At 70.2% G+C, this 24,795-nt stretch carries 25 protein-coding genes; 18 read left to right on the forward strand and 7 right to left on the reverse strand.

The features are described 5' to 3' along the window. Nucleotides 1-219: 219 nt before the first annotated feature. Complete coding sequence (locus tag M3U25_RS15155; protein ID WP_355500612.1) at nt 220-1,107, forward strand: transglutaminase family protein; 888 nt, start codon at nt 220-222, stop codon at nt 1,105-1,107. 63 nt (nt 1,108-1,170) lie between these two features. Here M3U25_RS15155 and pip read toward each other — a convergent pair whose 3' ends face one another. The 4 genes from pip to prmC all read right to left on the reverse strand — a co-directional run bounded on the left by pip (nt 1,171) and on the right by prmC (nt 6,211). Beyond that, nucleotides 1,171-2,112: a prolyl aminopeptidase gene (gene pip / locus M3U25_RS15160; protein ID WP_355500609.1), complete on the reverse strand. Its 942-nt coding sequence runs from the start codon at nt 2,110-2,112 to the stop codon at nt 1,171-1,173. A 120-nt stretch (nt 2,113-2,232) separates the two neighbouring features. After that, a complete protein-coding gene (locus tag M3U25_RS15165) occupies nt 2,233-4,473 on the reverse strand; it encodes a hypothetical protein (RefSeq protein ID WP_355500606.1) in 2,241 nt (746 codons plus the stop codon). Then, nucleotides 4,470-5,066 carry a hypothetical protein gene (locus tag M3U25_RS15170; protein WP_355500603.1) on the reverse strand — a complete coding sequence of 199 codons (597 nt, stop codon included), beginning with the start codon at nt 5,064-5,066 and terminating at the stop codon, nt 4,470-4,472. Before M3U25_RS15170 ends, M3U25_RS15165 begins: the two co-directional genes overlap by 4 nt. A gap of 311 nt (nt 5,067-5,377) precedes the next feature. Beyond that, nucleotides 5,378-6,211, reverse strand: a complete 834-nt coding sequence (prmC, locus tag M3U25_RS15175) for a peptide chain release factor N(5)-glutamine methyltransferase (protein WP_355500600.1) — start codon at nt 6,209-6,211, stop codon at nt 5,378-5,380. A gap of 236 nt (nt 6,212-6,447) precedes the next feature. Here prmC and ahpC point away from each other — a divergent pair, with 236 nt between their 5' ends. The 8 genes from ahpC (at nt 6,448) to M3U25_RS15215 (ending at nt 14,573) form a co-directional block, all read left to right on the forward strand. Beyond that, nucleotides 6,448-7,014, forward strand: a complete 567-nt coding sequence (gene ahpC / locus M3U25_RS15180; protein ID WP_355500597.1) for an alkyl hydroperoxide reductase subunit C — start codon at nt 6,448-6,450, stop codon at nt 7,012-7,014. Nucleotides 7,015-7,177: 163 nt separating this feature from the next. Then, on the forward strand, nt 7,178-8,770 hold the full coding sequence (gene ahpF, locus M3U25_RS15185) for an alkyl hydroperoxide reductase subunit F (protein ID WP_184502368.1): 1,593 nt from the start codon (nt 7,178-7,180) through the stop codon (nt 8,768-8,770). 150 nt (nt 8,771-8,920) lie between these two features. Then, nucleotides 8,921-9,874: a LysR substrate-binding domain-containing protein gene (locus M3U25_RS15190; protein WP_184502369.1), complete on the forward strand. Its 954-nt coding sequence runs from the start codon at nt 8,921-8,923 to the stop codon at nt 9,872-9,874. Nucleotides 9,875-9,988: 114 nt separating this feature from the next. Further along, nucleotides 9,989-10,420: a nucleoside diphosphate kinase regulator gene (gene rnk / locus M3U25_RS15195; RefSeq protein WP_263391418.1), complete on the forward strand. Its 432-nt coding sequence runs from the start codon at nt 9,989-9,991 to the stop codon at nt 10,418-10,420. Between the two features lie 46 nt (nt 10,421-10,466). Beyond that, a complete protein-coding gene (gene tal, locus M3U25_RS15200; RefSeq protein ID WP_242081706.1) occupies nt 10,467-11,435 on the forward strand; it encodes a transaldolase in 969 nt (322 codons plus the stop codon). 302 nt (nt 11,436-11,737) lie between these two features. Further along, nucleotides 11,738-12,307 (forward strand): type 1 glutamine amidotransferase family protein, encoded by a 570-nt coding sequence (locus M3U25_RS15205; protein ID WP_184502372.1) that lies wholly within the window; start codon nt 11,738-11,740, stop codon nt 12,305-12,307. Nucleotides 12,308-12,497: 190 nt separating this feature from the next. Beyond that, complete coding sequence (locus tag M3U25_RS15210; protein WP_355500589.1) at nt 12,498-13,724, forward strand: hypothetical protein; 1,227 nt, start codon at nt 12,498-12,500, stop codon at nt 13,722-13,724. A 111-nt stretch (nt 13,725-13,835) separates the two neighbouring features. Next, on the forward strand, nt 13,836-14,573 hold the full coding sequence (locus M3U25_RS15215) for a hypothetical protein (protein ID WP_355500588.1): 738 nt from the start codon (nt 13,836-13,838) through the stop codon (nt 14,571-14,573). Here the strand turns inward: M3U25_RS15215 and msrA are convergent. Then, nucleotides 14,519-15,169, reverse strand: coding sequence for a peptide-methionine (S)-S-oxide reductase MsrA (gene msrA, locus M3U25_RS15220; RefSeq protein ID WP_355500585.1), 651 nt, complete (start codon nt 15,167-15,169; stop codon nt 14,519-14,521). The two genes, M3U25_RS15215 and msrA, sit on opposite strands and share 55 nt — an antisense overlap. A gap of 103 nt (nt 15,170-15,272) precedes the next feature. Continuing rightward, nucleotides 15,273-15,794 carry an SgcJ/EcaC family oxidoreductase gene (locus M3U25_RS15225; protein ID WP_355500582.1) on the reverse strand — a complete coding sequence of 174 codons (522 nt, stop codon included), beginning with the start codon at nt 15,792-15,794 and terminating at the stop codon, nt 15,273-15,275. Nucleotides 15,795-15,921: 127 nt separating this feature from the next. Between M3U25_RS15225 and M3U25_RS15230 the strand changes: the two genes are divergently transcribed. Genes M3U25_RS15230 through M3U25_RS15240 form a run of 3 tightly spaced genes read left to right on the forward strand, consistent with a single transcriptional unit; the run spans nt 15,922 to nt 19,000 of the window. After that, complete coding sequence (locus M3U25_RS15230) at nt 15,922-16,623, forward strand: helix-turn-helix transcriptional regulator (protein WP_355500579.1); 702 nt, start codon at nt 15,922-15,924, stop codon at nt 16,621-16,623. After that, entirely contained in the window at nt 16,620-18,530 is a 1,911-nt protein-coding gene (locus M3U25_RS15235) for an ATP-binding protein (protein ID WP_355500576.1), read from the forward strand. Before M3U25_RS15230 ends, M3U25_RS15235 begins: the two co-directional genes overlap by 4 nt. Beyond that, complete coding sequence (locus tag M3U25_RS15240) at nt 18,527-19,000, forward strand: response regulator (protein WP_355500573.1); 474 nt, start codon at nt 18,527-18,529, stop codon at nt 18,998-19,000. The genes M3U25_RS15235 and M3U25_RS15240 overlap by 4 nt, the downstream gene beginning before the upstream one ends. A gap of 75 nt (nt 19,001-19,075) precedes the next feature. On the opposite strand, the gene M3U25_RS15245 is transcribed toward M3U25_RS15240, so the two are convergent. Further along, nucleotides 19,076-19,303, reverse strand: a complete 228-nt coding sequence (locus M3U25_RS15245; protein ID WP_017915895.1) for a DUF2007 domain-containing protein — start codon at nt 19,301-19,303, stop codon at nt 19,076-19,078. Between the two features lie 207 nt (nt 19,304-19,510). Here M3U25_RS15245 and M3U25_RS15250 point away from each other — a divergent pair, with 207 nt between their 5' ends. From M3U25_RS15250 to M3U25_RS15275, 6 genes are all read left to right on the forward strand, one after another. After that, on the forward strand, nt 19,511-21,265 hold the full coding sequence (locus M3U25_RS15250; RefSeq protein WP_355500569.1) for a glutamine--tRNA ligase/YqeY domain fusion protein: 1,755 nt from the start codon (nt 19,511-19,513) through the stop codon (nt 21,263-21,265). Between the two features lie 274 nt (nt 21,266-21,539). Continuing rightward, a complete protein-coding gene (locus M3U25_RS15255) occupies nt 21,540-22,316 on the forward strand; it encodes an AraC family transcriptional regulator (RefSeq protein ID WP_355500566.1) in 777 nt (258 codons plus the stop codon). A gap of 30 nt (nt 22,317-22,346) precedes the next feature. Further along, nucleotides 22,347-23,306, forward strand: a complete 960-nt coding sequence (locus tag M3U25_RS15260) for a DMT family transporter (protein WP_355500563.1) — start codon at nt 22,347-22,349, stop codon at nt 23,304-23,306. 47 nt (nt 23,307-23,353) lie between these two features. Then, entirely contained in the window at nt 23,354-23,740 is a 387-nt protein-coding gene (locus M3U25_RS15265; protein ID WP_355500560.1) for an STN domain-containing protein, read from the forward strand. Nucleotides 23,741-23,799: 59 nt separating this feature from the next. Then, the gene (locus M3U25_RS15270) at nt 23,800-24,213 is read left to right on the forward strand and encodes a hypothetical protein (RefSeq protein ID WP_355500557.1); all 414 of its coding nucleotides are present in this window, start codon (nt 23,800-23,802) and stop codon (nt 24,211-24,213) included. Next, a complete protein-coding gene (locus tag M3U25_RS15275; RefSeq protein WP_017914178.1) occupies nt 24,213-24,773 on the forward strand; it encodes a nucleoside deaminase in 561 nt (186 codons plus the stop codon). The genes M3U25_RS15270 and M3U25_RS15275 overlap by 1 nt, the downstream gene beginning before the upstream one ends. Nucleotides 24,774-24,795 lie beyond the last annotated feature (22 nt).

The raw sequence follows: 24,795 nt of genomic DNA on the forward strand, positions 1-24,795 counted from the left end.
AACCAGCGTCGGCGTCCACGAAAACAGCTTCTCTCAGCATAGCGACAGCGGTGCCAAGACCACCCTCATCGCCGCCCCGGCAGCTGCGTAGACCTGCTTGCAGTCCGACGCAGCATGCTGAAGCGGCGGCGAGGCGTCTTCACACCAAGCTGAGCGCTGCCTGCGCACGCTCAGGCTGGACCGGTCCGCGCCGGCGCCCCGCCCCACACCGGACATCCCATGCTCATCCGCCTCGGCTACGAGATTCGCTACCGTTTTGCGCAAGCGACGCCGATGCTGGCGATGCTGGACCTCCACGACAGCCGCCGCAACGACATCGTCGCCGCCACCGCCTTGCACAGCGTGCCGGCGGTGCCGCTGCACAGCTATCGCGACGGCTTCGGCAATCGCTGCACGCGCCTGCAGGCGCCCGCCGGCACGCTGACCCTGCGTGCCGATGCGGTGGTGCGCGACAGCGGACTGCCGGACCAGTACCGCTACGATGCGGCGCAAACGCCGGTGGAGCAGTTGCCCGACGACACCCTGGTGTATCTGCTCGGCAGCCGCTACTGCGAAACCGACCTGCTCAGCGGCATGGCCTGGGAGCTGTTCGGCGGCACGCCGACCGGCTGGGCGCGGGTGCAGGCGATCTGCGACTACGTGCACGCGCACATCGCCTTCGGCTACGCCCACGCCTGCGCGACCAAAAGCGCCGCGCAGGCGCTGCAGGAAGGGCGCGGCGTGTGCCGCGACTTCGCGCATGCGGCCATCGCGCTGTGCCGCTGCATGAACATCCCGGCGCGCTACTGCACCGGTTATCTGGGCGACATCGGCGTCCCCGCCTCGGACGCACCGATGGACTTTTCCGGCTGGTTCGAGGCCTTCCTCGACGGGCACTGGTACACCTTCGACGCGCGCCATAACCTGCCGCGCATCGGCCGGGTGCTGATCGCGCGCGGCCGCGACGCCGCCGACGTGGCCATCAGCACCACCTTCGGCGACAACGTGCTCGAATCGTTCGTGGTGTGGACCGAGGAGACCACGCAGGCGCAGCTGGACGCGCGGCCCGTACCGCCAGGTGCAGGCGAGGCTGCCGGATACACACCTGGCAACATGCTGACCTGCTGAGCCAGCGATGGGGGCGCCGCACGGCACCCCCCGCGTGAGCGCGCCGCGCAGGCGCGCGCGGACTCAGGCGAAACCGTCGGTGGCGCGCACCAGCGCGTCGACGTTCTCCGCCTCGAACGCCGAATGGCCGGCCGCCGGCGTGATCTGCAGCGTCGCCTTCGGCCAGGCCTTGGCCAGGTCCCAGGCGTTGGCCAGCGGGCAGACCACGTCGTAGCGGCCATGCACGATCACCCCGGGGATGTCGGCGATGCGGTGCGCGTCGCGCAGCAACTGGTCCTCGACCTCGAAGAAGCCGCCGTTGACGAAGTAATGGTTCTCGATGCGGGCGAACGCCAGCGCGAAGTGCGGGTCTTCGTGGCTGTCGACGAAATCGGCATCCACGTGCAGGAAGCTGGTCGCGCCTTCCCACACGCTCCAGGCCTTGGCCGCGGCCAGGCGGGTGGCCTCGTCGTCGCTGGTCAGGCGCCGGTGGAAGGCCGAGATCAGGTCGGCGCGCTCCACCGGCGGGATCGCCGCGATGTAATGCTCCCAGGCATCGGGGAACAAGCGGCTGGCGCCTTCCTGGTAGAACCATTCCAGCTCCCAGCGGCGCAGCATGAAGATGCCGCGCAGCACCAGTTCGGTGACGCGCTGCGGATGCGTCTGTGCGTAGGCCAGCGCGAGGGTCGAGCCCCAGCTGCCGCCGAACACCTGCCAGCGCTCGATGCCCAGGTGCGTGCGCAGCCGCTCGATGTCGGCGACCAGGTCCCAGGTGGTGTTGTCGACCAGGTCGGCATGCGGCGTGGAGCGGCCGGAACCGCGCTGGTCGAACAGCACGATGCGGTACTTGGCCGGGTCGTGGAAGCGGCGCATCTTGGCGTTGCAACCGCCTCCGGGACCGCCGTGCAGCAGCACCACCGGCTTGCCGTGCGGGTTGCCGCACTGTTCGTAGGACAGGGTATGCCGTGCGTCCACCGGCAACATGCCGCTGTCGAACGGCTCGATCTCGGGATACAGCGTGCGCATAGCGCCTCCTGCGGGAAAACCGCGATTCTACCCATGCGCGCCACGATCAGCGGGGCTGATCAGCAAACGGCCGGCCGCGAAGGGGCCCGGCACGGCGCCGATCGCCACGCGGGATCGGGACTAACCGAGAACCGACGCGCTTCTGCCGTGCGCGTCCTGCTGCCGCTGCTGCGCTTCCATGGCCACGTGCTGCTCACGCTGCTGATTGAACGCCTGCGCCCGCTGTACCGTCTCGCGCATCGGTGCAGCCGCCTGCGCCACGTCCGTGGCGGCGCGAAAGCCAGGCGTGGTACCGGACACCCACAGCGTGGCGCCGGCCATCTGCACCCGGTCGATCTTGTCCACGCCCACGATGCCGGCTTGCTTGGCGCCGAGCATCGCCTGCGCGACGTGCGCATCGTCGATATGCGCCGGCACGTCCTTGCGGATACGCGCGAACATGGCCTGATCGGACGCAGACAGCGCGCCGAGGTTCTGCGCACGATCGGTTGCGTGTGCGGCCGACGGTGCCGCCTGGACGCTGGAAGCCGGCGGCGTCGACGCGCCATGCGGATGCGGCGCGGCAGGGGTCTGCGGATGCGGCTGCGAGGACGCAGGGGCCGGCGTGCCGCGCTGGAACCATTGCCCAGGATGGGTCAGCGTGTCGTAGGCCTGGCCCGCCGCATGCTTGGCCGCATCGATGCCCTGCGTGGCGGTCTGTCTTGCGGTTTCGTATGCCCGCGTGCCGACCCGTGCGGCGCTGTCGGCCGCTTGCGAGATCGCGTGCCTGGACGCGTCGTAGGCCTGTGTGGCGGCATGTCCGGCCCGCCCCACGCCATCGGCGACCGCGTGCTTCGCCGCGTCGTAGGTCTGGGTAGCGGCGCGTCCAGCCTGCTCCAGGCCTTCGGTCACCGCGTGTCTGGTCGCAGTGTAGGTGTGCGTCATCGCGCGTTCGGCCCGGTCAACCCCATCGGAAACCGCCTGCTTGCCGAGCTGATACGTGTGTGTGGCGGTTTGCGCCGCAACCCGCGCGCCATCGTAGGCATTGACGATGTGATTGGCGACGTTGGCCACGCCTGCCTGGAAGCGAGGATCATGGATGCGTTCCACCACGGCGTCGGCAGCCGCATGCGCGCCCCGCTCCACGGCGCTTTTTGCCGATTCCAGTCCACCGCCTACCCAACGTGCCGCCGCATCCGCGCCCTGGCCGTGCAGGCGGGCGGCTTCGCCCACCACATGCCCAGCCAGCGGCGCAACCGGGATGAACGGTGCGGTAAAGCGCCCCCCCTCACGCGCGACCGCGGCTATGCGCTCGTCCAATGCCTGCACGTAGCGGCCGCTGGAACGCACCGCATCGGCACTGGATTGCAAGCCGTGCTGCACGCCCTGCACGACACCGTTGCCTTCGATCCGGTCACGGATAGGCTGATCGGCATGCAAGGTCAGGTATTCGTTCACTTGCCGCTGGATTCCGGGGGGCAGCAGGCGCTGGCCATCGCCTGCTTGCATCTGCCGCAGCGCCAGCGACAGTTCCCCCCGGTGTTGCGATACGTCGCTGCGGAAACGTGCAATGGCCGCTTCATGCTCCTCAGAGCGCTGCACCGCCTCCGCGAAGCGAGCCGGTTGCAGCATATTCTCCGGACTCTGGCTGCCAAAGTGCTGTTGGCCGCCATGATCACCCAGGCGCATCGCGATCAGCACGTTGGGCGGCGGCGCGCCGGCCGGCGCATCCAGATAGCGGCCCGCGCGAAGACTCTCGATGTCATCCTGGCTGGCCAGCGACACTACCTGGCCGATATGCGGGCTGGCTGCGCTCACCACATCGCCGGCCATGCGGTAATTGGTGAGTTGGCAGCCCGGTTGCGCCGGACCATCGGTCAGCTGCGCCGCGCCATAGCCGTTGAAGGTGGCGCCGCGCAGGCCGTACTTGGCCGCCTCGAGTTCCGCCAGCGCCCCGCCGAGGGAATGGCCGGCAACCGAGATCTGGTCACTGGGGATGCCGCGACTGGCTGCCTTGGCCAGCATGTCCGCGGTGAACGCATCGGCGGCGGCTTTTTGCGGATTGACGTTGTCTCGCACCATCTTGGCGTCGACAGCAATGTCCTGCAGCGTGGTCAGCGCATGGTCCCGCCTCTCCGCGCTGGTCGCCCCCGAAAACAGCGCTGGATCAGTACCGCGATAGGCGATGATGACGTCATGCGGCGCCGCCACGTTTTGATAGGCGGTCGCGTGAAAGCCGGTCGTCGGATCGTTCGCATAACCGAAGACGGTATAGTCCTTGCCGTCCAGGGAAACGGCCTTCGACGTTTCGACATCGCGCTGCGAGCGGTTGACATAGGCGTCGTTGGCCGCGTCGGCGCGCACCTGATCCATGTGGCTCATGGGATGACATCCTTGACGACGACGGTGACCGGAAAGTACGCCTCTGGATGTTGCGAGACTTCAGGGTCTTCAGCGGTCAGGGGCTGCGCGCCATAGCGCGCGGCGGCGCGGTCGCCGTACAAGCTCTTCTTGAAATAACTCGTCTGCAGGCCGTCGCGCAGGAGGGTATTCAACGTGTGGCTCCAGTTGAACCTGACTCCCGTGGCGACTGCCGTGATGCTCACACTGGTCACGTCCCAGTGGCATACGCCAAGCTTGTAGTAATCCTCGTCCTGCAAGGCGTCGCGGTAGAAATACCCTTTCCACGTGTGTTCGTCCACGCGAGCCATTTCAATGTCGATGCCAATGTTGGGGACATCCTGCTGGCCGAGGAATGAGTCCATCGGCAAGCATTTCTTGTTGACCACGTCATATCCGATGTAACCCGCGATCGAATCCCACGGTCCGGGAGCCTGCGACGTAGCGATGACTTCGTAGCGCTTGACCGGGTGTGGATTCTTCGCGGGGTCTTTCGGGCTGCCGTGTGTCATGGAACATCCTGCCGTCAGTGTTATGGAGAGGGTGAATGCAGCCAGGGCAATTCGGGTTTTCATGCGGGCACTCTACGCCGCAGCCGTCAGGGGCGGCAACGCGTTGGCGGCGCGGTGCTCGCGCCTGACCGCCCCTTGCAGCGCCCACGGAAGACGGCCGCGCCACCGCACCTCATTGCAAACCATATTCAATGCCAGGCGGGGAGCGCGGCGCTCCAACGATGCGCGACTGACCGCTCCACATTGACCCGCAGCGAATGCGGCACGGTGTTGCCGAACCGGCGGATGACGGCGTTGTCTACGCATAGCGCCACGCTGACACCCGAGCTAGCGGGTGCAGCGCAGTGCGGAATTCCCATGGGATGGCTGCGGGCTTACGCCGCCAGCCACTGCCCAAGCGTGACCCGATCGCGCGCTTCCAGGTCCTGATGGGTCGCCACCTCTGCGAAGCCGGCTGCTTCCAGCAGCGCGCGCACCGCCGCGCCCTGGTCCCAGCCGTGTTCCAGCAGCAGCCAGCCGCTGGGCAGCAGATGCGCTGGCGCAGTGGCGACGATCCGGCGCAGATCGTCCAGGCCATCGGGACCGGACGCCAGCGCGCTGGCCGGTTCGTAGCGCAGGTCGCCCTGCTGCAGGTGCGGGTCGTCCTCGGCGATGTACGGCGGGTTGCTGGCGATCAGGTCGAAGCGCTGCCCGGCCAGCGGTGCCAGCCAGGCGCCGTGGACGAAGGCGACGTTATCCAGGCCGTGCGCATGCGCATTGGCCTGCGCCACCGCCAGGGCGGCTGCACTGAGGTCGGTGGCCGTCACCTGCGCCTGCGGGCGTTCGCTGGCTAGGGCCAGGGCGATGGCGCCGCTGCCGGTGCCGAGGTCGGCGACACGCCGGCCCGGCGTCCCATCCAGCCGCTCCAGCGCCAGTTCCACCAGCCGCTCGGTGTCCGCGCGCGGGATCAGCGTGGCCGGCCCGACCGCCAGGTCCAGGGTCCAGAAGCCGCGCCGGCCGGTCAGGTAGGCCACCGGCTCGCCCTGAGCACGCCGCGCCATCAGCGCCTGGAACCCGACGACCACGCCCTCGGCCAGCGGCTCGCGGGCGTGCGCGAACAGCCACGCGCGGTCGCGTTGCAGGGCGTGCAGCAGCAGGGCTTCGGCGTCGCCGCGCTCGACCTGGGTGCAGGCCGCGCGCAGCAGGGACTCGGGAGTAGGCGCATTCATCGCTGTCACGATGACGCAGCGGGCGCGGAAAAGCCAACGTGGTAGAAGAGAGCAACGCCTATGCGCAATGGGCGGCTGGCGCCATCGCGCGGCAGTGCAGCAAAGAGCCAGGCTTGGGAATCGATAGATGAAAACTATCTATTTAATTCCATCAATCGATTTGAGGGATCTATCGGCACCCCCTATCATGAGCCTCGTTCCATCCCCCGACCCTATTGCAACCACGAGGAAACTCCATGTCGTCTTTGATCAACACCCAGGTCCAGCCGTTCAAGGCCAACGCCTACCGCAACGGCGAATTCATCGAAGTCACCGACGCGGACCTGAAGGGCAAGTGGTCGGTGCTGATCTTCATGCCCGCCGCCTTCACCTTCAACTGCCCCACCGAAGTGGAAGACGCCGCCGAGCATTACGCCGAGTTCCAGAAGATCGGCGCCGAGGTCTACATCGTCACCACCGACACCCATTTCTCGCACAAGGTGTGGCACGAGACCTCGCCGGCGGTGGGCAAGGCCCAGTTCCCGCTGGTCGGCGATCCGACCCACCAGCTCACCCGCGCCTTCGGCGTGCACATCGAGGAAGAAGGCCTGGCCCTGCGCGGCACCTTCGTGATCAACCCGGAAGGCGTGATCAAGACCCTCGAGATCCACGACAATTCGATCGCGCGCGACGTCACCGAGACCCTGCGCAAGCTCAAGGCCGCGCAATTCGTCGCCGCGCACCCGGGCGAGGTGTGCCCGGCCAAGTGGAAGGAAGGCGAGAAGACCCTGAAGCCGTCGCTGGACCTGGTCGGCAAGATCTAAGCCGCCCCTCGCTCCCATCTCCGCCTGGTGGCGGGGGTGGGGGTGAACCGCAGCCGGCATCGCGCGCCGGCGCCGGCTGCGGTTCATCCCTCCTCCCTTGTTCGCGGCGCACTGCCCTGGCAGTTCGCTTCCCCCTCGCTTTGCCCAACGTCAGGAGTCCGCCATGTTGGATGCCGATCTGAAAACCCAGTTGAAGGCCTACCTGGAGCGGGTCGTCCGGCCCATCCACATCACCGCGTCGGTGGACGATGGCGCCAAGTCGCGCGAGATGCTCGACCTGCTCGAGGATCTGGTGCTGCTGTCGGACAAGATCACCCTGGACGTGCACCGCGACAGCGGCGAGCGCGCCCCGTCGTTCGCGCTGAACAGCCCCGGCCACGACATCCACCTGCGCTTCGCCGGCCTGCCGATGGGCCACGAGTTCACCTCGCTGGTGCTGGCGCTGCTGCAGGTCGGCGGCCACCCGTCCAAGGCCACCGCCGAGCTGATCGAGCAGGTGCGCAACCTGCCCGGCGAATACCGCTTCGAAACCTATTTCTCGCTGTCCTGCCAGAACTGCCCGGACGTGGTGCAGGCGCTGAACCTGGCCGCGGTGCTGAACCCGAACATCCAGCACGTGGCCATCGACGGCGCACTGTTCCAGGACGAGGTCGAGGCGCGGCAGATCATGTCGGTGCCCACCGTCTACCTCAACGGCGAAGTCTTCGACCAGGGCCGCATGACCCTGGAGCAGATCGTGGCCAAGCTCGACACCGGCGCGGCCAAGCGCGACGCGGCGGCGATCGCGGCCAAGGCGCCGTTCGACGTGCTGGTGGTCGGCGGCGGCCCGGCCGGCGCGGCGGCGGCGATCTACGCCGCACGCAAGGGCATCCGCACCGGCGTGGCGGCCGAGCGCTTCGGCGGCCAGGTGCTGGACACCATGGCGATCGAGAACTTCATCTCCGTGCAGGAGACCGAAGGCCCGAAGATGGCCGCGGCGCTGGAGCAGCACGTGCGCCAGTACGACGTGGACATCATGAACCTGCAGCGCGCCGAACAGCTGGTGCCGGCCGGTGCCGACGGCCTGGTCGAGGTCAAGCTGGCCAACGGCGCCTCGCTGAAGAGCCGCACGGTGATCCTGTCCACCGGCGCGCGCTGGCGGCAGATGAACGTGCCCGGCGAAGACCAGTACCGCAACAAGGGCGTGGCCTACTGCCCGCACTGCGACGGCCCGCTGTTCAAGGGCAAGCGCGTGGCGGTGATCGGCGGCGGCAACTCCGGCGTGGAAGCGGCGATCGACCTGGCCGGCATCGTCAGCCACGTGACCCTGGTCGAGTTCGACAGCAAGCTGCGCGCCGACGACGTCCTGCAGCGCAAGCTGCGCAGCCTGGGCAACGTCGACATCCTGGTCAACGCGCAGAGCACCGAGGTGCTGGGCGATGGCCAGAAGGTCACCGGCCTGGTGTACAAGGACCGCGTCGGCGGCGATGTGCATCGCCTGGCGCTGGAAGGCATCTTCGTGCAGATCGGGCTGCTGCCGAACACCGAGTGGCTGCAGGGCACGGTGGCGCTGTCGCCGCGCGGCGAGATCGTGGTCGACGACCGCGGCCAGACCTCGCTGCCGGGCGTGTTCGCCGCCGGCGATGCGACCACGGTGCCGTACAAGCAGATCATCATCGCCATGGGCGAAGGCTCCAAGGCGGCGCTGAGCGCCTTCGACCACCTGATCCGCCACAGCGCACCGGTCGCCAGCGGCAGCGTCGCCGAAGCGGCCTGATCCGCCCCGTCCCGCGCCGCACTGACGGCGCGGGACCCGGGCGTACGGCCTGCGACGCGCACGCCCATCTGTCTCGCCGTCAGCGGCGCCAGACGCTCTATGCTGTGACCCTGCGACACCTCCCGCCGCTGCGTCCCGAGGAACCCGTCGATGAACCTGCGTGATCTGAAATACCTGGTGGCGCTGGCCGATCACAAGCATTTCGGGCGCGCCGCCGCGGCCTGCTTCGTCAGCCAGCCGACGCTGTCCACGCAGATCAAGAAGCTCGAGGACGAACTGGGCGTGCCGCTGGTCGAACGCGCCCCGCGCAAGGTCATGCTGACCCCGGCCGGGCGCGAGGCGGCCAGCCGCGCGCGCGGCATCGTCGCCGAGATCGAGCAGATGAAGGAAGCGGCGCGGCGCAGCCAGGATCCGGAAGCCGGCACCGTGCGCCTGGGCATCTTCCCCACACTCGGTCCGTACCTGCTGCCGCACGTGATCCCGCGCGTGCGCGAGCGCTTCCCGCAACTGGAACTGCTGCTGATCGAAGAGAAGAGCGACGTGCTGCTGACCCGCCTGCGCGAGGGCCGGCTGGACGCGGCGCTGCTGGCGCTGCCGCTGCACGACGAGCAGTTGCACGCCGAATTCCTGTTCGAGGAGCCGTTCGTGCTGGCGGTGCCCGAGCAGCATCCGCTGGCGCGGCGGCCGACCCCGCTGACCCTGGAAGAACTGCACGCGCAACGCCTGCTGCTGCTCGAGGACGGGCACTGCCTGCGCGACCAGGCGCTGGACGTCTGCCATCTGTCCGGCGCGCTGGAGAAGGCCGAGTTCCAGGCCACCAGCCTGGAGACGCTGCGGCAAATGGTCGCCGCCAACGTCGGCGTGACCCTGTTGCCGCTGCTGGCGGTGCAGCCGCCGGTGGCCAATCCGCCGAACCTGCGGCTGCTGTCGTTCGCGCCCGACGGCGGGCCGAGCCGGCGCATCGCCATGCTGTGGCGGCGCAGTTCGGCGATGGGTGCGTTCCTGCAGCAACTGGCGCACCTGTTCGGCGCGCTGCCCGAAGCGTTGTTCACGCTGCCGGCGCAGGCGCCGCTGCCGAGTCAGGCGCCGCGCCAGGTGGCCTGAGCGGGGCCCGACCGGGCCGCGGCGTCGCATCGGCGCCGGCTTGCTTGCACAATGGCGACAGGGGGCGGCACGGTGCCGCCCCCGTTCGTTGTGCCATCCAACCGGAGCCTGTCCATGACTTCGCAACACCGCAGCGGCCTGCCGCCCTCGTTGATCGTCTCCAGCCGCGACCTCGCGCGCCTGGAAGCCCTGCTCGACTCCCCCGCCTTGCACCAGCACCCGGCCGCGCTCGCGCTGGGCGCAGAACTCGACCGCGCCACCGTCGTGGCGCCGGACCAACTTCCTCCCGGCATCGTCGCCATGCATTCGCGCGTGGAATGCGAAGACGAGCTGCACGGCGAGCGCCACCACCTGACCCTGGTCTATCCGCACGAAGCCGATGCCGCGCATGCGCGCATCTCGGTGCTGGCCCCGGTCGGCAGCGCCCTGCTCGGCCTGGCCGTGGGCCAGTCCATCGACTGGCAGGCGCCCGGCGGACGCCCGCTGCGCCTGCGCGTGACCGCGGTGCAGCGCGCCGACGACGACAACGCGCGCGCAGCGCGTTAACGTGCGCGGCACTATCCTTGTTCCCACTCGTTCCCGAGAGATACCGATGACCTCTTCCGCCCCCTCCAAGCTCGCCCAGTTGCGCGAGTTGTCCGTGGTCGTGGCCGATACCGGCGACTACGACGCGATCAAGCGGCTCAAGCCGGTGGACTGCACCACCAACCCGACCCTGGTGAAGAAGGCGCTGGACCTGCCGGTCTATGCCGACCTGATCGACGAGGCGCTGGCCTGGGCGCGCGGCCAGGACGGCGACCACGCCGCCCTGGTCGACGAGATCGCCGACCGCCTGACCATCGGCGTCGGCGCCAAGCTCAGCGCGCTGGTACCCGGCCGCGTGTCCACCGAAGTGGACGCCGACCTGGCCCACGACACCGCCGCCACCATCGCCAAGGCGCACAAGTTCATCGCCATGTACGCCGAACGCGGCATTCCCAAGGACCGCATCCTGATCAAGGTCGCCGCGACCTGGGAAGGCATCGAGGCGGCGCGGCAGCTGCAGAAGGACGGCATCGACTGCAACCTGACCCTGATCTTCAACCGCACCCAGGCCCTGGCCTGCGCCGAGGCCGGGGTCTTCCTGATCTCGCCGTTCGTTGGCCGCATCCTCGACTGGTACGTGGCCAAGGGCCAGACCCCGGCGACCATCGACGAAGACCCGGGCGTGCAGTTCGTGCGCGGCGTGTACGACGAGTTCAAGCGCCGCGGTTCGGCGACCGTGGTGATGGGCGCCTCGTTCCGCTCCACCGCGCAGATCGAGGCGCTGGCCGGCTGCGACCGCCTGACCATCTCGCCGGACCTGCTGGAGAAGCTCGACGCCGACCACGGCCCGCTGCCGCGCAAGCTCTCGCCCGGCCAGGCCGATGGCGCCAAGGTGGAACCGATCGACGCCAAGCGCTTCGCCGCCGACCTGGCCGCCGACCCGATGGCCACCGAGAAGCTGGCCGGCGGCATCGACACTTTCGCCAAGGACCTGCAGAGCCTGCGCGACACGATCCGGCACAAGCTGATCGGCTGAGCGGCGCTCGCCTTGCGGCACCCGAAGAGCGGCGGCGACGCCGCTCTTTGTTTGTGCGGGAAACCGGGAATGGGGAATGGAGGATGGGCGAGCCGGGTGCCCGCCGCGCGGCCTGTTCGTCGTTCGATCCGCTGCCGTCGGTGCAGGCCGCTGCGCGGCGCGACGCCGCATCGGCAACGACGCGGAATACGGCAAACAGGCGCAAGCGCAGCACGTATCACCCACGGCGCTTTCGACATCGCGTTGGCGCGGCCGCAACTTTTCCCGGGCTATGCTGCGCGCCCGAGTGCAGAGGCAAGGCAATGGCAACGATCGCAGTGGTGATGGTGGACGGCGTGGCGGACTGGGAGATCGGCACCATCCTGCCGGCGGCGCGGGCCTGGTTCGGCGACACGCTGCAGATCGCCAGCATCGACGGCAAGCCCATCACCTCGATCGGCGGACTGGACCTGCACCCCACCTATGCGCTGTCCGACCTGGCGCCGTTGGACGCCGACCTGTGGCTGCTGCCCGGCAGCGACCGCTGGCAGGCCGGCGAGATTCCGGGCCTGAGCGCGTTGCTGCAGCAGCGCCTGGAGGCCGGCCGTGGCGTGGCGGCGATCTGCGGCGCGACCCTGGCGCTGGCCTACGCCGGCCTGCTCGATACCCGCCCGCACACCAGCAACTCCGAAGCCTTCCTGCGCGAGCACGCCACTGTCTATGCCGGCAGCGCGCACTACCAGGAACGCCGCGTGGTCAGCGCCGACGGCCTGATCACCGCCCCCGGCACCAGCCCGGTCAGCTTCGCCGAGGCATGCCTGCGCCTGCTGCATCCCGAACGCGAGGAGCAGATCGCGCAGATGCGGCAGATGTTCGCGGCCGAGTTCGTCTAGCGCGACCAGTGCCACCTGTCATGCAGACGGCGGTGGCGCAGCATGACTACACTTGTCGCCACACCCTGCAGTCCGCCATCGGCGGCTGAGCGCGGCGCCGCGGTCGATCCGTGGCGGGCGTGACGTAACAGCGGTCGCGCACACCCGCGCGCCGGCAGGGTGCTTCCACGGCTTCGACAGGAGAGAGTGCATGCGCGGATGGATGGCGCGTTGTTTGTTTTTGCTGGCGTTTGCCGCCGCCAGTGCCACGGGCATGGCCGCCACGCCGGCACCGACCCGGGTCGCGATCCTGGGCGTGGAGCACGCCGCGCAACTGGTCTCCGAGCGCGACCAGCCGGGCGTGCTCGCCGCGTTCCTGGAGCACCTCGCGCCGGACGCGATCTGCCTGGAGCGTCCGCCGGAGCAGGCGGCGCGCGGCGACTATTACGAGTACACCTACGAGGTCCAGGGCGTGATCCTGCCGTACGCCGCCGCGCATCCCGTCGCCCTCTGTCCGATCGACTGGATGCCGCCGGTGGAGGACGCCAAGCTCGGCTTCGGCGTGGACCTGGACACCCCGCTGGAACTGCGCCGCGAACGGGGTTTCCAGGGCTTCCTGTCGTTCCCCGACAAGGCCGCCCTGCAGCGCGACGTCTTTGCCGCGGATGCGGCCGAGAACGTGGCCGCGGTGCAGAAGTGGGCGCAGACGCCGGCGCCCCGTGCCGACCAGGACCTGCCGCGGCGGCTGTACCTGTACCGCACCTTCCTGCAGGCCCAACGCATCCGCGCCGCGGCGCTGGCGCACCCGGGCAAGACCGTGCTGGTCGTGGTCGGCTATTTCCACAAGCCGGACCTGGAAGCGATCCTCGCGCACGATCCGGCGATCGCGTTGGTCAAGCCCTCGACGCTGGGGCGCCCGGCGGCGGACGCGGTCGAGCGCGCCACCACCGCGACGCAGCGCGCGGCGATCCTCGCCTTCAACCTGCTCGGCACCCAGGCCGACACCGGCAACGTCGACTGGGCGTGGATGCGCCGCGTCCTGGATGCGTACGCCGCCGACGCATCGACTTCAGAAACGGCGCTGTTGCGGACCCGCCTGGCGCTGCTGAGCGGCCAGCTCGCACCGGCCGAGGCGCAGCGGCGCTACGCACGGCTCGCCGAAGAGACGCCGGCCGAGCTGGAGTTCGGCTGGACAGGGGTGCAGGACCGCACGCGCGTGGACTCCTTCTTCGACCCGTTCGGCAACCTGACAGTGCGCCAGCGCGCCACGCTGGAACTGGCACGGACCGACTATGCGCTCGGCCGCAGCCGCGACGGCGATGCGGCGATCGCACGACTCACGGCCGACCTGCCGCCGCGCAAGGCGCTGCAGCTTTCCGGCTACGCGGCGCGGCTGCGGCCCGCCGCCGGCAAGGGCAGCGCGGGTAGCGCCAAGTAAGCGGATGGCGTCGGCAAGACGCACGCTGTCGCCGCGCCCATCGAGGTGCAGTCTCGCTCCTTGAGAGGCTGCTTTGGCTTGATGCGTCCGAGTCCAGTCCGGAGCCGCAGCATGTCACTCGCCGAGTTCGCAGGTCGCTACAGCCATATCGCCGGCGTCATCGCCGCCGCCGGCGCGCTTCCCATGTTCTTCCTCAAGTGGAGGACCGGCTTTCTCGGGCTCTCGGTGAAACGTACGCAACGCCTGTACGCACTGTCCGTTGACGGCGCCTGGCGACATGCGGATGCGGCCGCCTTGCAGATCGCGGTCGGCAACGCGATCGGGGGCAACCTCGACGCCGACGAGATCAGAGTCGCATTGGAACGCAGCAATGCAGCGCGGGTCCTGGCGTACTGCAAGATGGCCAAAGGCATGATTGGCCTGTCGGACGACAAGGCGCGCTTCGTGCCCAAAGGGATCTGGAGATCGGCCAGGAGCTATCGAAAAGGGGCCATTGCGCTGTACGTGGCCGCATTCGTGCCTTGGCTGCTCGCGCCGGCCGCCTTCCATCTCTTTGCGCCATCCAAACAAAGTGCCGGTGGGATTGCGCTGGCGATGGTGCTATCGACCCCCATCCTGGCCTGGCTCTCTGCGTGTGCGGAAGCCGCTTACCGGCTCACCAGCGACTTCGATCGCAGATACCCCAGGCTTCAGCCGCTCCCGCCCCCCAAAGGGCGGACGGGAGCGCGCAGGAAGCGTGCAGGCGCGCCGCAGCCAAGCGCCGGCCGGCCGCGGCGCGGCCTGCGCGTCGAGGCTCAGGCCTCCAGCCCGATCGGGCAACTCACCCCGGTCCCGCCCAGACCGCAGTAGCCGCCCGGGTTCTTGGCCAGATACTGCTGGTGCTCGTCCTCGGCGTAGTAGAACGGCGGCGCCGGGAAGCGGATCTCGGTGGTGATGGGGCCATAGCCGGCCGCGGTCAGCCGCTGCTGGTAGGCATCGCGGCTGGCCAGCGCGGCGTCGTACTGCGCCTGGGTGGTGCAGTAGATCGCCGAGCGGTACTGGGTGCCGGTGTCGTTGCCCTGGCGCATGCCCTGGGTCGGATCGTGGCTTTCCCAGAAGGTCTGCAGCAACTGCTCGAAGCGCACGGCCTGCGGGTCGAACGCCACCAGCACCGCTTCGGTGTGGCCGGTCTGGCCGGAGCAGACCTCGCGATAGGTGGCATTGGGCGTCTCGCCGCCGGCGTAGCCGACCGCGGTGCTGAACACGCCCGGCAGCGACCAGAACTTGCGTTCGGCGCCCCAGAAGCAGCCCAGGCCGAATTGCACCTGCTCCAGGCCGGCGAAGGCGTCGCGCAACGGATGGCCGTTGACGAAGTGACGGTTGTGCAGCGGCAGCGGCTGCGCGCGTCCCGGCAGGCTCTCGCCCGGACGCGGCAGGCACTGCTTGAAGGCACCGATTCCCAACATGACACGGACTCCTGGCAGCGACGGCGATGTCGTGTGGATGGCGCTGCCGGCGTCCGCTTTCAAGTGCGCCCGGCCGCCGCGGCGGCGGCGCGGGGCGCGGCGTTCACTTCGTCGTGGTGCTGGCCGTGGCAGCGGCGACCGGCTCGGGCATCGCCGAGCTGTGGTGGTTGATGATCAGCCAGCGCCCGTCGCGCTTTTCGTAGACGAAGGTGTAGCGCGCCTGCACTTGGCGGGTGCTGCCATCGGGATTGTTCAGGGTGAAGGTGTAGACGCCAGCGTCGACCGCGCTGTCGTCGTCGAGCAGGCGCACCTGGCGGTAGTTGATGGCACCGCGCGGCTTGGCGGCGAGGAAGTGGCTGAAGTAGTCCTCGATCTCGGCGCGGCTGGCGCGGACCTGGTTGGACACCGTGGGCAGCAGCACGCCGTCGCGGGCGTACAGGTCGGCCACGCGCTGCGGGTTGCCGGTGGCCAGCGCCGCGTTCCAGCGGTCGAACAGGCCGGCGATCTCGCGTTCGGCACTGCTGGCCTGCGTCGCCGGCTGGCCGTCGTAGTGCATCGCCGGCGCGGCCAGCGCGGTGGAGGTGGTGGTCAGGCCCAGTGCCAGGGCGAACAGGATGCGACGCATGGGAAGTCTCCGTGTGCTGAGGGGATGCCGTCTCGGGGCGAAGCGAGTATTGGCAGCCGCGGCTTGCGGAACATCCGCCGGGCGGCATATCCTCGAATATGCCGTTCGGCATACCGGAGACGCGCCCGTGCACCCTCCCTCCAATGCAGGCCAGTGGCGTGAAGCGCTGCGCCGCGACGCCGCCGACACCGCACGCTGGCAGGCCGTGGCCGCCGCCGCGGCGGCACTGCGCAAGGCCGGCGACGCCGCGCAGGCCGCCGCGCACGCACTCGTGCCGGCCAGTGTCCTGGTGGCGGCACCGCACGCCGCGGTGCTGGCCCTGCGCGGCGCGCGCTGCCTGGTGCTGGCCAGCCAGGGCGATGCGCTGCCACCCGGCGCCAGCGTCGCCGTCGAGGCGCCGGCCCACGCCTGGCGCCTGCGCGGCGAGGGCGCCGCCGAGGCCGGCGAACTGTGCCTGCCGATCGCCGCGTTGGGCGTCCCGCTGGGCACGCTGTGCCTGGGCTGGGACACGCGCACCGTGCCGGCGCCGGAAGACGTGCAGGCCCTGTCCGCGATCGCCGCGCTGCTGGCGCCGCTGGCGGCCGAACCGCCGCGTGCGCCGCGGCGGCGCAAGCCGGCGCAGGCCGACCGCCTGGCCGCGCTCAGCGCGCGCGAGCGGCAGGTGCTGGCGCTGCTGTCGCGCGGCCTCACCAATGCCGCGCTCGGCGCCGAACTGGGCATCAGCGCCGGCACCGCCAAGGTCCACGTCGAGCGCATCCTGCACAAGCTGCAGGTGGCCGACCGCACCCAGGCCGCAGTGGTCGCGGTGCAGGCGGGGGTGGCGCTGTGAGGGCGCTGGCGCGGCGCTGGAACGACTGGCCGCTGACCCGCAAGAGCCTGGCGCTGGTGGCGTTGCCGCTGTTGCTGCTGGTGGCGGCGCTGGTGGCGATCTACAGCGTGGAGCGGCAGAACATCGCCGCCGAGAACGACGTGCGCCGCACCCTGCAGCTGCTCAGCGACTTGCATGAAGCGCATGCGCTGCTGGCCGAGACTGCCGCCGGCGTGCGCGGCTACCGGCTGGTGCGCCAGGACGCCTTCCTGACCCCGTACCGCGACGCCGAGCCGCGGCTGAAGACCGTGGTGCAGCGCCTGTCGCAACGCATCACCGACCCGCGCCAGGCACAGCGCTTCGCCCGCATCCAGCCGCTGTTCGAGGAGAAGATGCAGGGCTGGCGACGGCTGCTGGCGCCGGACCTGAGCCGTGAGGAAGAAATCCGCCAGTTGCGCGAGGGCAAGGTCACCCTCGACATCCTGCGCGCAGAACTGCGCGAACTGCGCAACTACGAGACCGCGCAGTTGCAGGTGCGTACCGCCAAGGCGCAGGCGCTGCGCCAGCGCAACCTGCTGATCACCCTGTGCGCGGCGATGCTGGGCGGGCTCGGCGCCGTGCTCGCGGTGGCCTGGTTCGCCTCGTCGCTGTCGCGGCGCCTGCGCCAGCTCTCGGCCAACGCCGATCGCCTCGGCGACGGCCGGCCGCTGGCGCCGCAGCCGCCGGCCGGCGACGAACTGGGCCAGGTCGCGCAACGCCTGCAGCAGGCCAGCACCCTGCTTGCCGCGCGCGCCGAGGAGGCGCAGTCGGCGCGCCGCGAGGCCGAGAGCGCCAACCGCGCCAAGACCGAGTTCCTCTCGCGCAGCAGCCACGAACTGCGCACCCCACTCAACGCCATCCTCGGCTATGCGCAGGTGCTGGAGATGGACCTGCCGGGCGCGGCGCAGCGCGATCACCTGCAGCACATCCTCGGCGCCGGCCGGCACCTGCTGGGGCTGATCACCGAACTGCTGGACATCGCCCGCATCGAGGCCGACCAGCTCGACCTGAGCCCGCGCCCGGTGCCGGTGCGCAGCGCGCTGGAGGAGGCGCTGGGCCTGGTCGCGCCGGAGGCGCAGGCGCGCGGCATCGTGCTGCGGCCCCCGCAGCTGCCGCCGGAGTGGACCGTGCGCGCCGATCCGCAGCGGCTGCGCCAGGTGCTGATCAACCTGTTGTCCAACGCGATCAAGTTCAACCGCCCGGGTGGCGCGGTGTGGGTGAGTGCCGTGCCCGAAGGCCAATCCCTGGCGCTGGCCGTGCACGACCAGGGCCATGGCCTGACGCCGGCGCAGGTGGAACGATTGTTCACGCCGTTCGAGCGGCTCGGCGCCGAGCGCTCGGCGATCGAGGGCACCGGCCTGGGCCTGGCGCTGAGCAAGCGCCTGACCGAGGCGATGGGCGGACGCATCGCCGTGGACAGCGGCCCGGACGGATCGCGGTTCACCATCGCGCTGCCGCTGGACCGGCCGCAGCCGGCGCCGTTACCGGATCCGGCGGTGGCGACGGCGGCGACGGGCGTAGCCCAGCGCCAGTTGCTCAGCGTGGAGGACAACCCGTCCAACCAGGCGCTGATCCGCACCCTGGTCGAGCGCCGCCCGCACTGGCGCCTGCACGAGGCCGCCAGCCTGGCGCAGGCGCGCGCGCATCTGCAGCACGCCACGCCCGACCTGATCCTGCTCGACCTGCACCTGAGCGACGGCAACGGCGAGGACCTGCTGCAGGCGCTGCGCGCGCAGCCGCACACCGCCGCGATCCCGGTGGTGGTGATCAGCGCCGATGCCACCGCGACCACGCTGGCACGCGTGCAGGGCGACCCCGTGCGTGCCTATCTGACCAAGCCGCTGGACGTGGCCGACTTCTTTTCCATTCTGGACCGGCACCTCGCATGACCCGCAACGATGTCCTCGCCGCGCGCATCCTGATCGTCGACGACGAACCGGCCAACGTCCGCCTGCTGGAGGAACTGCTGCAGCGCGAGGGCTTCCGCCAGGTGGTGGCGACCACCGACCCGCAGCGGGTGTTGGGCCTGGTCGCCGCATTCGCGCCGGACCTGATCCTGCTCGACCTGATGATGCCGGAGCTGGACGGCTACGCGATCCTGGAGCAACTGGCGCGGCTGGCCGGCCCGTCCAGCTTCCTGCCGGTGATCGTGCTCACCGCCGATCCCAGCCGCAGCGCCCGCCATCGCGCCCTCGGCCTGGGCGCCAAGGATTTCCTGACCAAGCCGCTGGACACCTTCGAGGTGGCCCTGCGGGTCTGGAACGTGGCCGAGACCGTGGTGCTGTTCAAGCGACTGCGCGCCCTGGCCGTGGCGGATGCCGTGCCGCCTGGGTGGTTGATGGCAGGGATTGGCGATTAGGGATTGGGGATTGGCAAAAGCGGCGCGCTGCCGTTGCGAATCCCCAATCCCGACGCCCCAATCCCCACCCCAAACCTACATCGCCCGCGTCACCTGCCCGCCCAGGCCCAATGCCATCAGCACTTCCTGCGCCTTTTCCAGCAGTTCGTCGGCCACGCAGACCTGGACCACGCCGAACGGCAGTTCGCCGGCGCCGCCAAGCAGGGCCTCGCCGAACACGAAGGCGGTGATGCCGGCGTCCTCCAGCGCGTGCTTGGCCAGGTGCGCATCGATCAGGTGCTGGGCGCGGTAGGCGATCTGCATGGTCGCGTCTCAGCCGGGTACGCCGACGGCGGCGGCGTGGGCGCGCCAGGCGCGCTGCGGCCGCGTGGGCCGGAGCCGATCGCCGACGACGAAGCAGGACAAGGACATGGCGGGATCTCGCAGCTGAGCCAAGCCGCAGCCTACGCGCCGGGGCGGCCGCCGGCCAGCTCGGCTAAACTTGCGCTTTACTTATTCTCCGACGCGCGCATGTCCGACACCCCCGCCACCGACGCCTCCGCCCCGGCCGAGAAGAAAGACTTCATCCGCCAGATCGTCCGCGAGGACTTGGCCAGCGGCAAGCACACGGCCATCCGCACCCGCTTCCCGCCCGAGCCCAACGGCTATCTGCACATCGGCCACGCCAAGGCGATCTGCCTGGACTTCGGCATCGCCGCCGAGTTCGCCGGGCGCTGCAACCTGCGCTTCGACGACACCAATCCGGCCAAGGAAGACCCCGAATTCGTCGCCGCGATCCAGGACGACGTGCGCTGGCTGGGCTTCGACTGGGCCGAGCTGCGCCACGCCTCGGACTATTTCGAGGTGTACTACCTGGCCGCCGAAAAGCTGATCCGCGACGGCCACGCCTTCGTCTGCGACCTCTCCGCCGAGCAGGTGCGCGAGTACCGCGGCACCCTCACCGAGCCGGGCCGCGACTCGCCGTACCGCACCCGCAGCGTCGAGGAGAACCTGGACCTGTTCCGGCGCATGCGCGCGGGCGAGTTCCCGGACGGCGCGCGCACCCTGCGCGCCAAGATCGACATGAGCAGCGGCAACATCAACCTGCGCGACCCGGCGCTGTACCGGATCAAGCACGTCGAGCACCAGAACACCGGCAACGCCTGGCCGATCTACCCGATGTACGACTTCGCGCATTCGCTGGGCGATGCCGTGGAAGGCATCACCCACTCGCTGTGCACGCTGGAGTTCGAGGACCACCGCCCGCTGTACGACTGGTGCGTGGACAAGGTCGACCTGGCCGGCCACCCGGAGCTGCTGCAGCCGCTGCTGGACAAGGGCCTGCCGCGCGAGGCGGCCAAGCCGCGGCAGATCGAGTTCTCGCGGCTCAACATCAACTACACGGTGATGAGCAAGCGCAAGCTGACCCAGCTCGTCGCCGAAGGCCTGGTCGACGGCTGGGACGACCCGCGCATGTACACCCTGCAGGGCCTGCGCCGCCGAGGCTACACGCCGGCCGCGCTGCGCCTGCTGGTCGACCGCGTCGGCATCAGCAAGCAGAACTCGGTGATCGACTTCTCGGTGCTGGAAGGCTGCCTGCGCGAAGACCTGGACGCGCATGCCGCGCGGCGCATGGCGGTGATCGAGCCGCTGAAGCTGGTGCTGAGCAACCTGCCGGACGGCCACCGCGAGACGTTGACCTTCTCCAACCATCCCAAGGACGACAGCTTCGGCACGCGCGAAGTGCCGTTCTCGCGCGAGCTGTGGATCGAGCGCGAGGATTTCGCCGAAGTCCCGCCCAAGGGCTGGAAGCGCCTGGTGCCGGGCGGCGAAGTGCGCCTGCGCGGCGCCGGCATCGCCCGCGTCGACGAGGTGATCAAGAACGACGCCGGCGAGATCGTGGAACTGCGCGGCTGGCTCGACCCGGAATCGCGCCCGGGCATGGAAGGCGCCAACCGCAAGGTCAAGGGCACCATCCACTGGGTCAGCGCCGCGCACGCGGTGGAGGCGGAGATCCGCCTGTACGATCGCCTGTTCTCGGTGGAGAAGCCCGACGACGAGTCCGACGGCAAGACCTACCGCGATTACCTGAACCCCGCCTCCAAGCGCAGCGTGCGCGGCTACGTCGAACCCGCCGCCGCGCAGGCCGTGCCGGAGCAGGCGTTCCAGTTCGAGCGCACCGGCTATTTCGTCGCCGACCGCTACGACCACCGCGCCGACGCACCGGTGTTCAACCGCAGCGTGACCCTGCGCGACACCTGGAGCGGCGGCCAGGGCGGCGCCTGACGCAGTGCGCGTGCGGTCCTTGCGGCCGCATGCACCAGCGCCCCGCGGGCCAGCGCCGGTCGATCTCGGCGCCTGGTCTCCGCACCGCATCGCTGGTACACCGCGATGAAACGCTCGAAGCGTCCGCAGGAGCGGCTTCAGCCGCGACGGGCCTTACCAGAACCCAGGGTCGCGGCTGAAGCCGCTCCTACGACGACAGCGCACCATCGGGCTGTCGCGAAATCCCCAATCCCAGCCCTTCCCCCGCCACCACCCGCGCGCTAGCGTAACGGGCATGTCCCCCGCCCCGTCCTTCAGCCTGCGCAGCTACGGCCGCGACGGCGCTGCCCATCAGCACGGCCATGTGCAACTGGTGCTGCCGCTGCACGGCACGCTGGAACTGGACGTGGACGGTCGCGGCGGCTATCTGGACCGTTTCCGCGCGGCCGTGGTCGCGCCGCAGACCCGGCATGCGCAGTCCGCGCTGGACCCCAACCGCTTCCTGATCGTCGATTGCGCCGCCGATGCCTTCGGCGACGACGCGCTGCAGCGCCTGCAACGGCAGCCCTTCCTCGACCTGCCCCCGTCCTTGCAGGATCTGCTCGCCGCGCAGGCACCGCATCCCGACCTTCACCTTGCCCATGCCCGGGCCGGCGCCGCCGTGCTGGCCTGGCTGCAGGCGGACACCGCGCCGCGCGGCTGGCAGCGGCTGCAGGCGCTGTGCCGGCGCATCGAGGCCGCGCCCGGCCAGGACTGGCCGGTGCGGCGCATGGCGCAGCTGGCGCACCTGAGCCCGAGCCGCCTGCACGCGCTGTTCCGCGCCGCGCTGGGGCGCACGCCGCAGGACTGGGTGGCGGCACGGCGGCTGGACTGGGTGCGTCGGCAGCTGGCGCACGGCGACCGACCGATCGCATCGCTGGCCCAGGACAGCGGCTATGCCGACCAGAGCGCGCTGACCCGCGCGCTCAAGCGCAGCACCGGGCAAACCCCGGCCGCCTACCGCCGACGCCATCGCCCCACGGTAGGACAGGAGCCTGGGACAAGCCGGCGCCCGCCGCCGGCGGCATGCTGAGCCGACACGGCAGCAACGGAACCGAAACGCATGCGCGAACGTCTATGGGCAGGGGTCGGCAGCGGCATGGCCGCGGGCGCGCTGTGGGGCCTGGTGTTCCTGGCGCCACAACTGCTGAGCGCATTTTCGCCGCTGCAGCTGGCGGTCTCGCGCTACCTGGCCTACGGCGCCATCGCCGCCGTGGTGCTGCTGCCGCGCTGGCGCGCCGCCACCGCGCCGCTGGGCGCCGCCGAATGGTGGGCGCTGCTGCGCCTGAGCCTGCTCGGCAACATCGTCTACTACGTGCTGCTGGGCAGCGCGGTGCAGTGGGCCGGCGCCGCCGCCACCGCGCTGATCATCGGCCTGTTGCCGGCGGCGGTCACCGTGATCGGCTCGCGCGCGGCCGGCGCGGTGCGCTTGCGCCGACTCGCCGCGCCCTGCGCACTGTGCGTGCTCGGCGTGGCACTGGTGGCAGTGCAGACCCTGGCCGTCGCGCGCCCGCACATTCCGACCAGCCTCGGCCTGCGTGCGGCGGGACTGGCCTGCGCGGTCGGCGCGCTGGCGTGCTGGACCGCCTACTCGATCAAGAACGCACGCTGGCTGCGGCGGCGCGCGGACCTGTCCGGCCGCGACTGGTCGCTGCTCACCGGCGTGGTCACCGGCGCGCTGGCCCTGGTGTTGGCGCTGCCGGCCTTCGCCCTGCCCGGCGCGGCGCATGCCGGCGATGCGTGGGCGCGCTTCTGGGGCATGGCGCTGGTGCTGGCGCTGTTCGCCTCGGTGATCGGCAATGCCTGCTGGAACCATGCCAGCCGGCTGCTGCCGCTGACCCTGGTCGGGCAGATGATCGTGTTCGAAACCGTCTTCGCGCTGCTGTACGGCTTCCTGTGGGAACAGCGCTGGCCGAACGCGCTGGAACTGCTGGCGATCGCCTGCCTGCTCGGTGGCGTGCTGTGGTGCACCCTGGTGCACACGCGGCCGCACCCTGCAGCGCACGAAGCCAAGCCCGGTTAAGCCGCGCTGCCTAGACTGGCGCAGAGCCTCCCCGAGGGAATCGCGCCATGCACATCGTTCTGCGCCGTTGCTGCACCGCCTTCGCCCTGGCCACCGCACTCGCCGGCTGCGCCGCCTCCACGCCCCCTGCCGGCGCTGCGCCGAATGCCGTCGCCAATGCCAACGCCAGCGCAGCGGCGGCGACCGGCAAGTGCGACGCCGTCCCCGACCACGCCTACGCCCTGCCGGCCGGTCGCTTCGATGAGGTCGCGCAGCAACTGGCCCACGCCACCGGCTGCATGGTCGTGTATCGCGATCCCGGCCTCGCGTCGCTGCCGGTCAACGCGGTGCAGGGGCAGGTGAGCATCCGCCAGGCGCTGCACCAGGCGCTGGACGGCACGGCGCTGCGGATCGCCCAGGAGCGCGCGGACACGCTGACGGTCGTGCGCCGCTGAGCCGGCGGCGGCGCGGCGGATTGCTACCATGGCCGCACTCCACCGCACGGAAGGTCGCCATGCCCCGCCATTTCGCGTCGTTGCTGTGTTCCCTGTGCCTGCTCGCCGGCATGCTGCTGTCCAGCGCCTGCGCACGCAGCGAAACCGCCAAGCCTGCGGTGCCGGCCCCCAACCCAGCGCCGACGGCGTCCGCACCGGGCCTGCCGATCAAGGTCGACACCAGTTGCCGCACCGATGCCGACTGCACGGTCAAGAACGTCGGCAACTGCTGCGGCGCGATGCCGGCCTGCGTCAACCGCGACAGCCCCACCGATCCGCAGGGGGTGATGGCGCAGTGCCAGGCCAGCGGGCGCATGAGCGTATGCGGCTCGCGCGCGATCGCCGGCTGCGCGTGCGTGTCCGGGCAATGCAGCGCGCGCCCCGCCCAAGCCGATACACTGCGCGCCCCCCAGCCTGCCGAACCCGTCCGCTGATGCTTTACGCGCAAGTCCACCTCACCCTGCCCGCCTGGATCCACGAGGCGGTCGATCCGCAGGCCGTCTACGCCAGCGACGCCGACAAGGTCGCACTGGCGGTGGAACTGTCGCGGCTGAACGTGGACGCCGGCAGCGGCGGTCCGTTCGGTGCGGCGGTGTTCGGCCCGGATCACCGCATCATCGCCGTCGGCGTGAACCGCGTGGTGCCGCAGACCACCTCGCTGGCGCATGCCGAGAACATGGCCTACATGCTGGCCCAGCAGCGCCTGCAGACCCCGCGGCTGAACGCGGTGCTGTCGCCGGTGACCCTGGCCACCTCCTCGCAGCCGTGCTGCCAGTGCTACGGCGCCACCATCTGGGCCGGCATCGACCGCCTGCTGATCGGCGCCAGCGCCGAGGACGTGATGGCGCTGACCCCGTTCGACGAAGGTCCGCTGCCGGCGGACTGGGTGGGCGAACTGCAGCGCCGCGGCATCGAGGTGGTACGCGGCCTGCACCGCGATGCCGCCTGTGCGGTGCTGCGCCGCTACGGCGAACTCGACAGCCCCCGCTACTGACGCCGCCGGCGAAGGCTTGCCC

It is taken from the genome of Xanthomonas sp. PPL134 (assembly GCF_040595915.1).
Classification (GTDB): domain Bacteria; phylum Pseudomonadota; class Gammaproteobacteria; order Xanthomonadales; family Xanthomonadaceae; genus Xanthomonas_A; species Xanthomonas_A indica.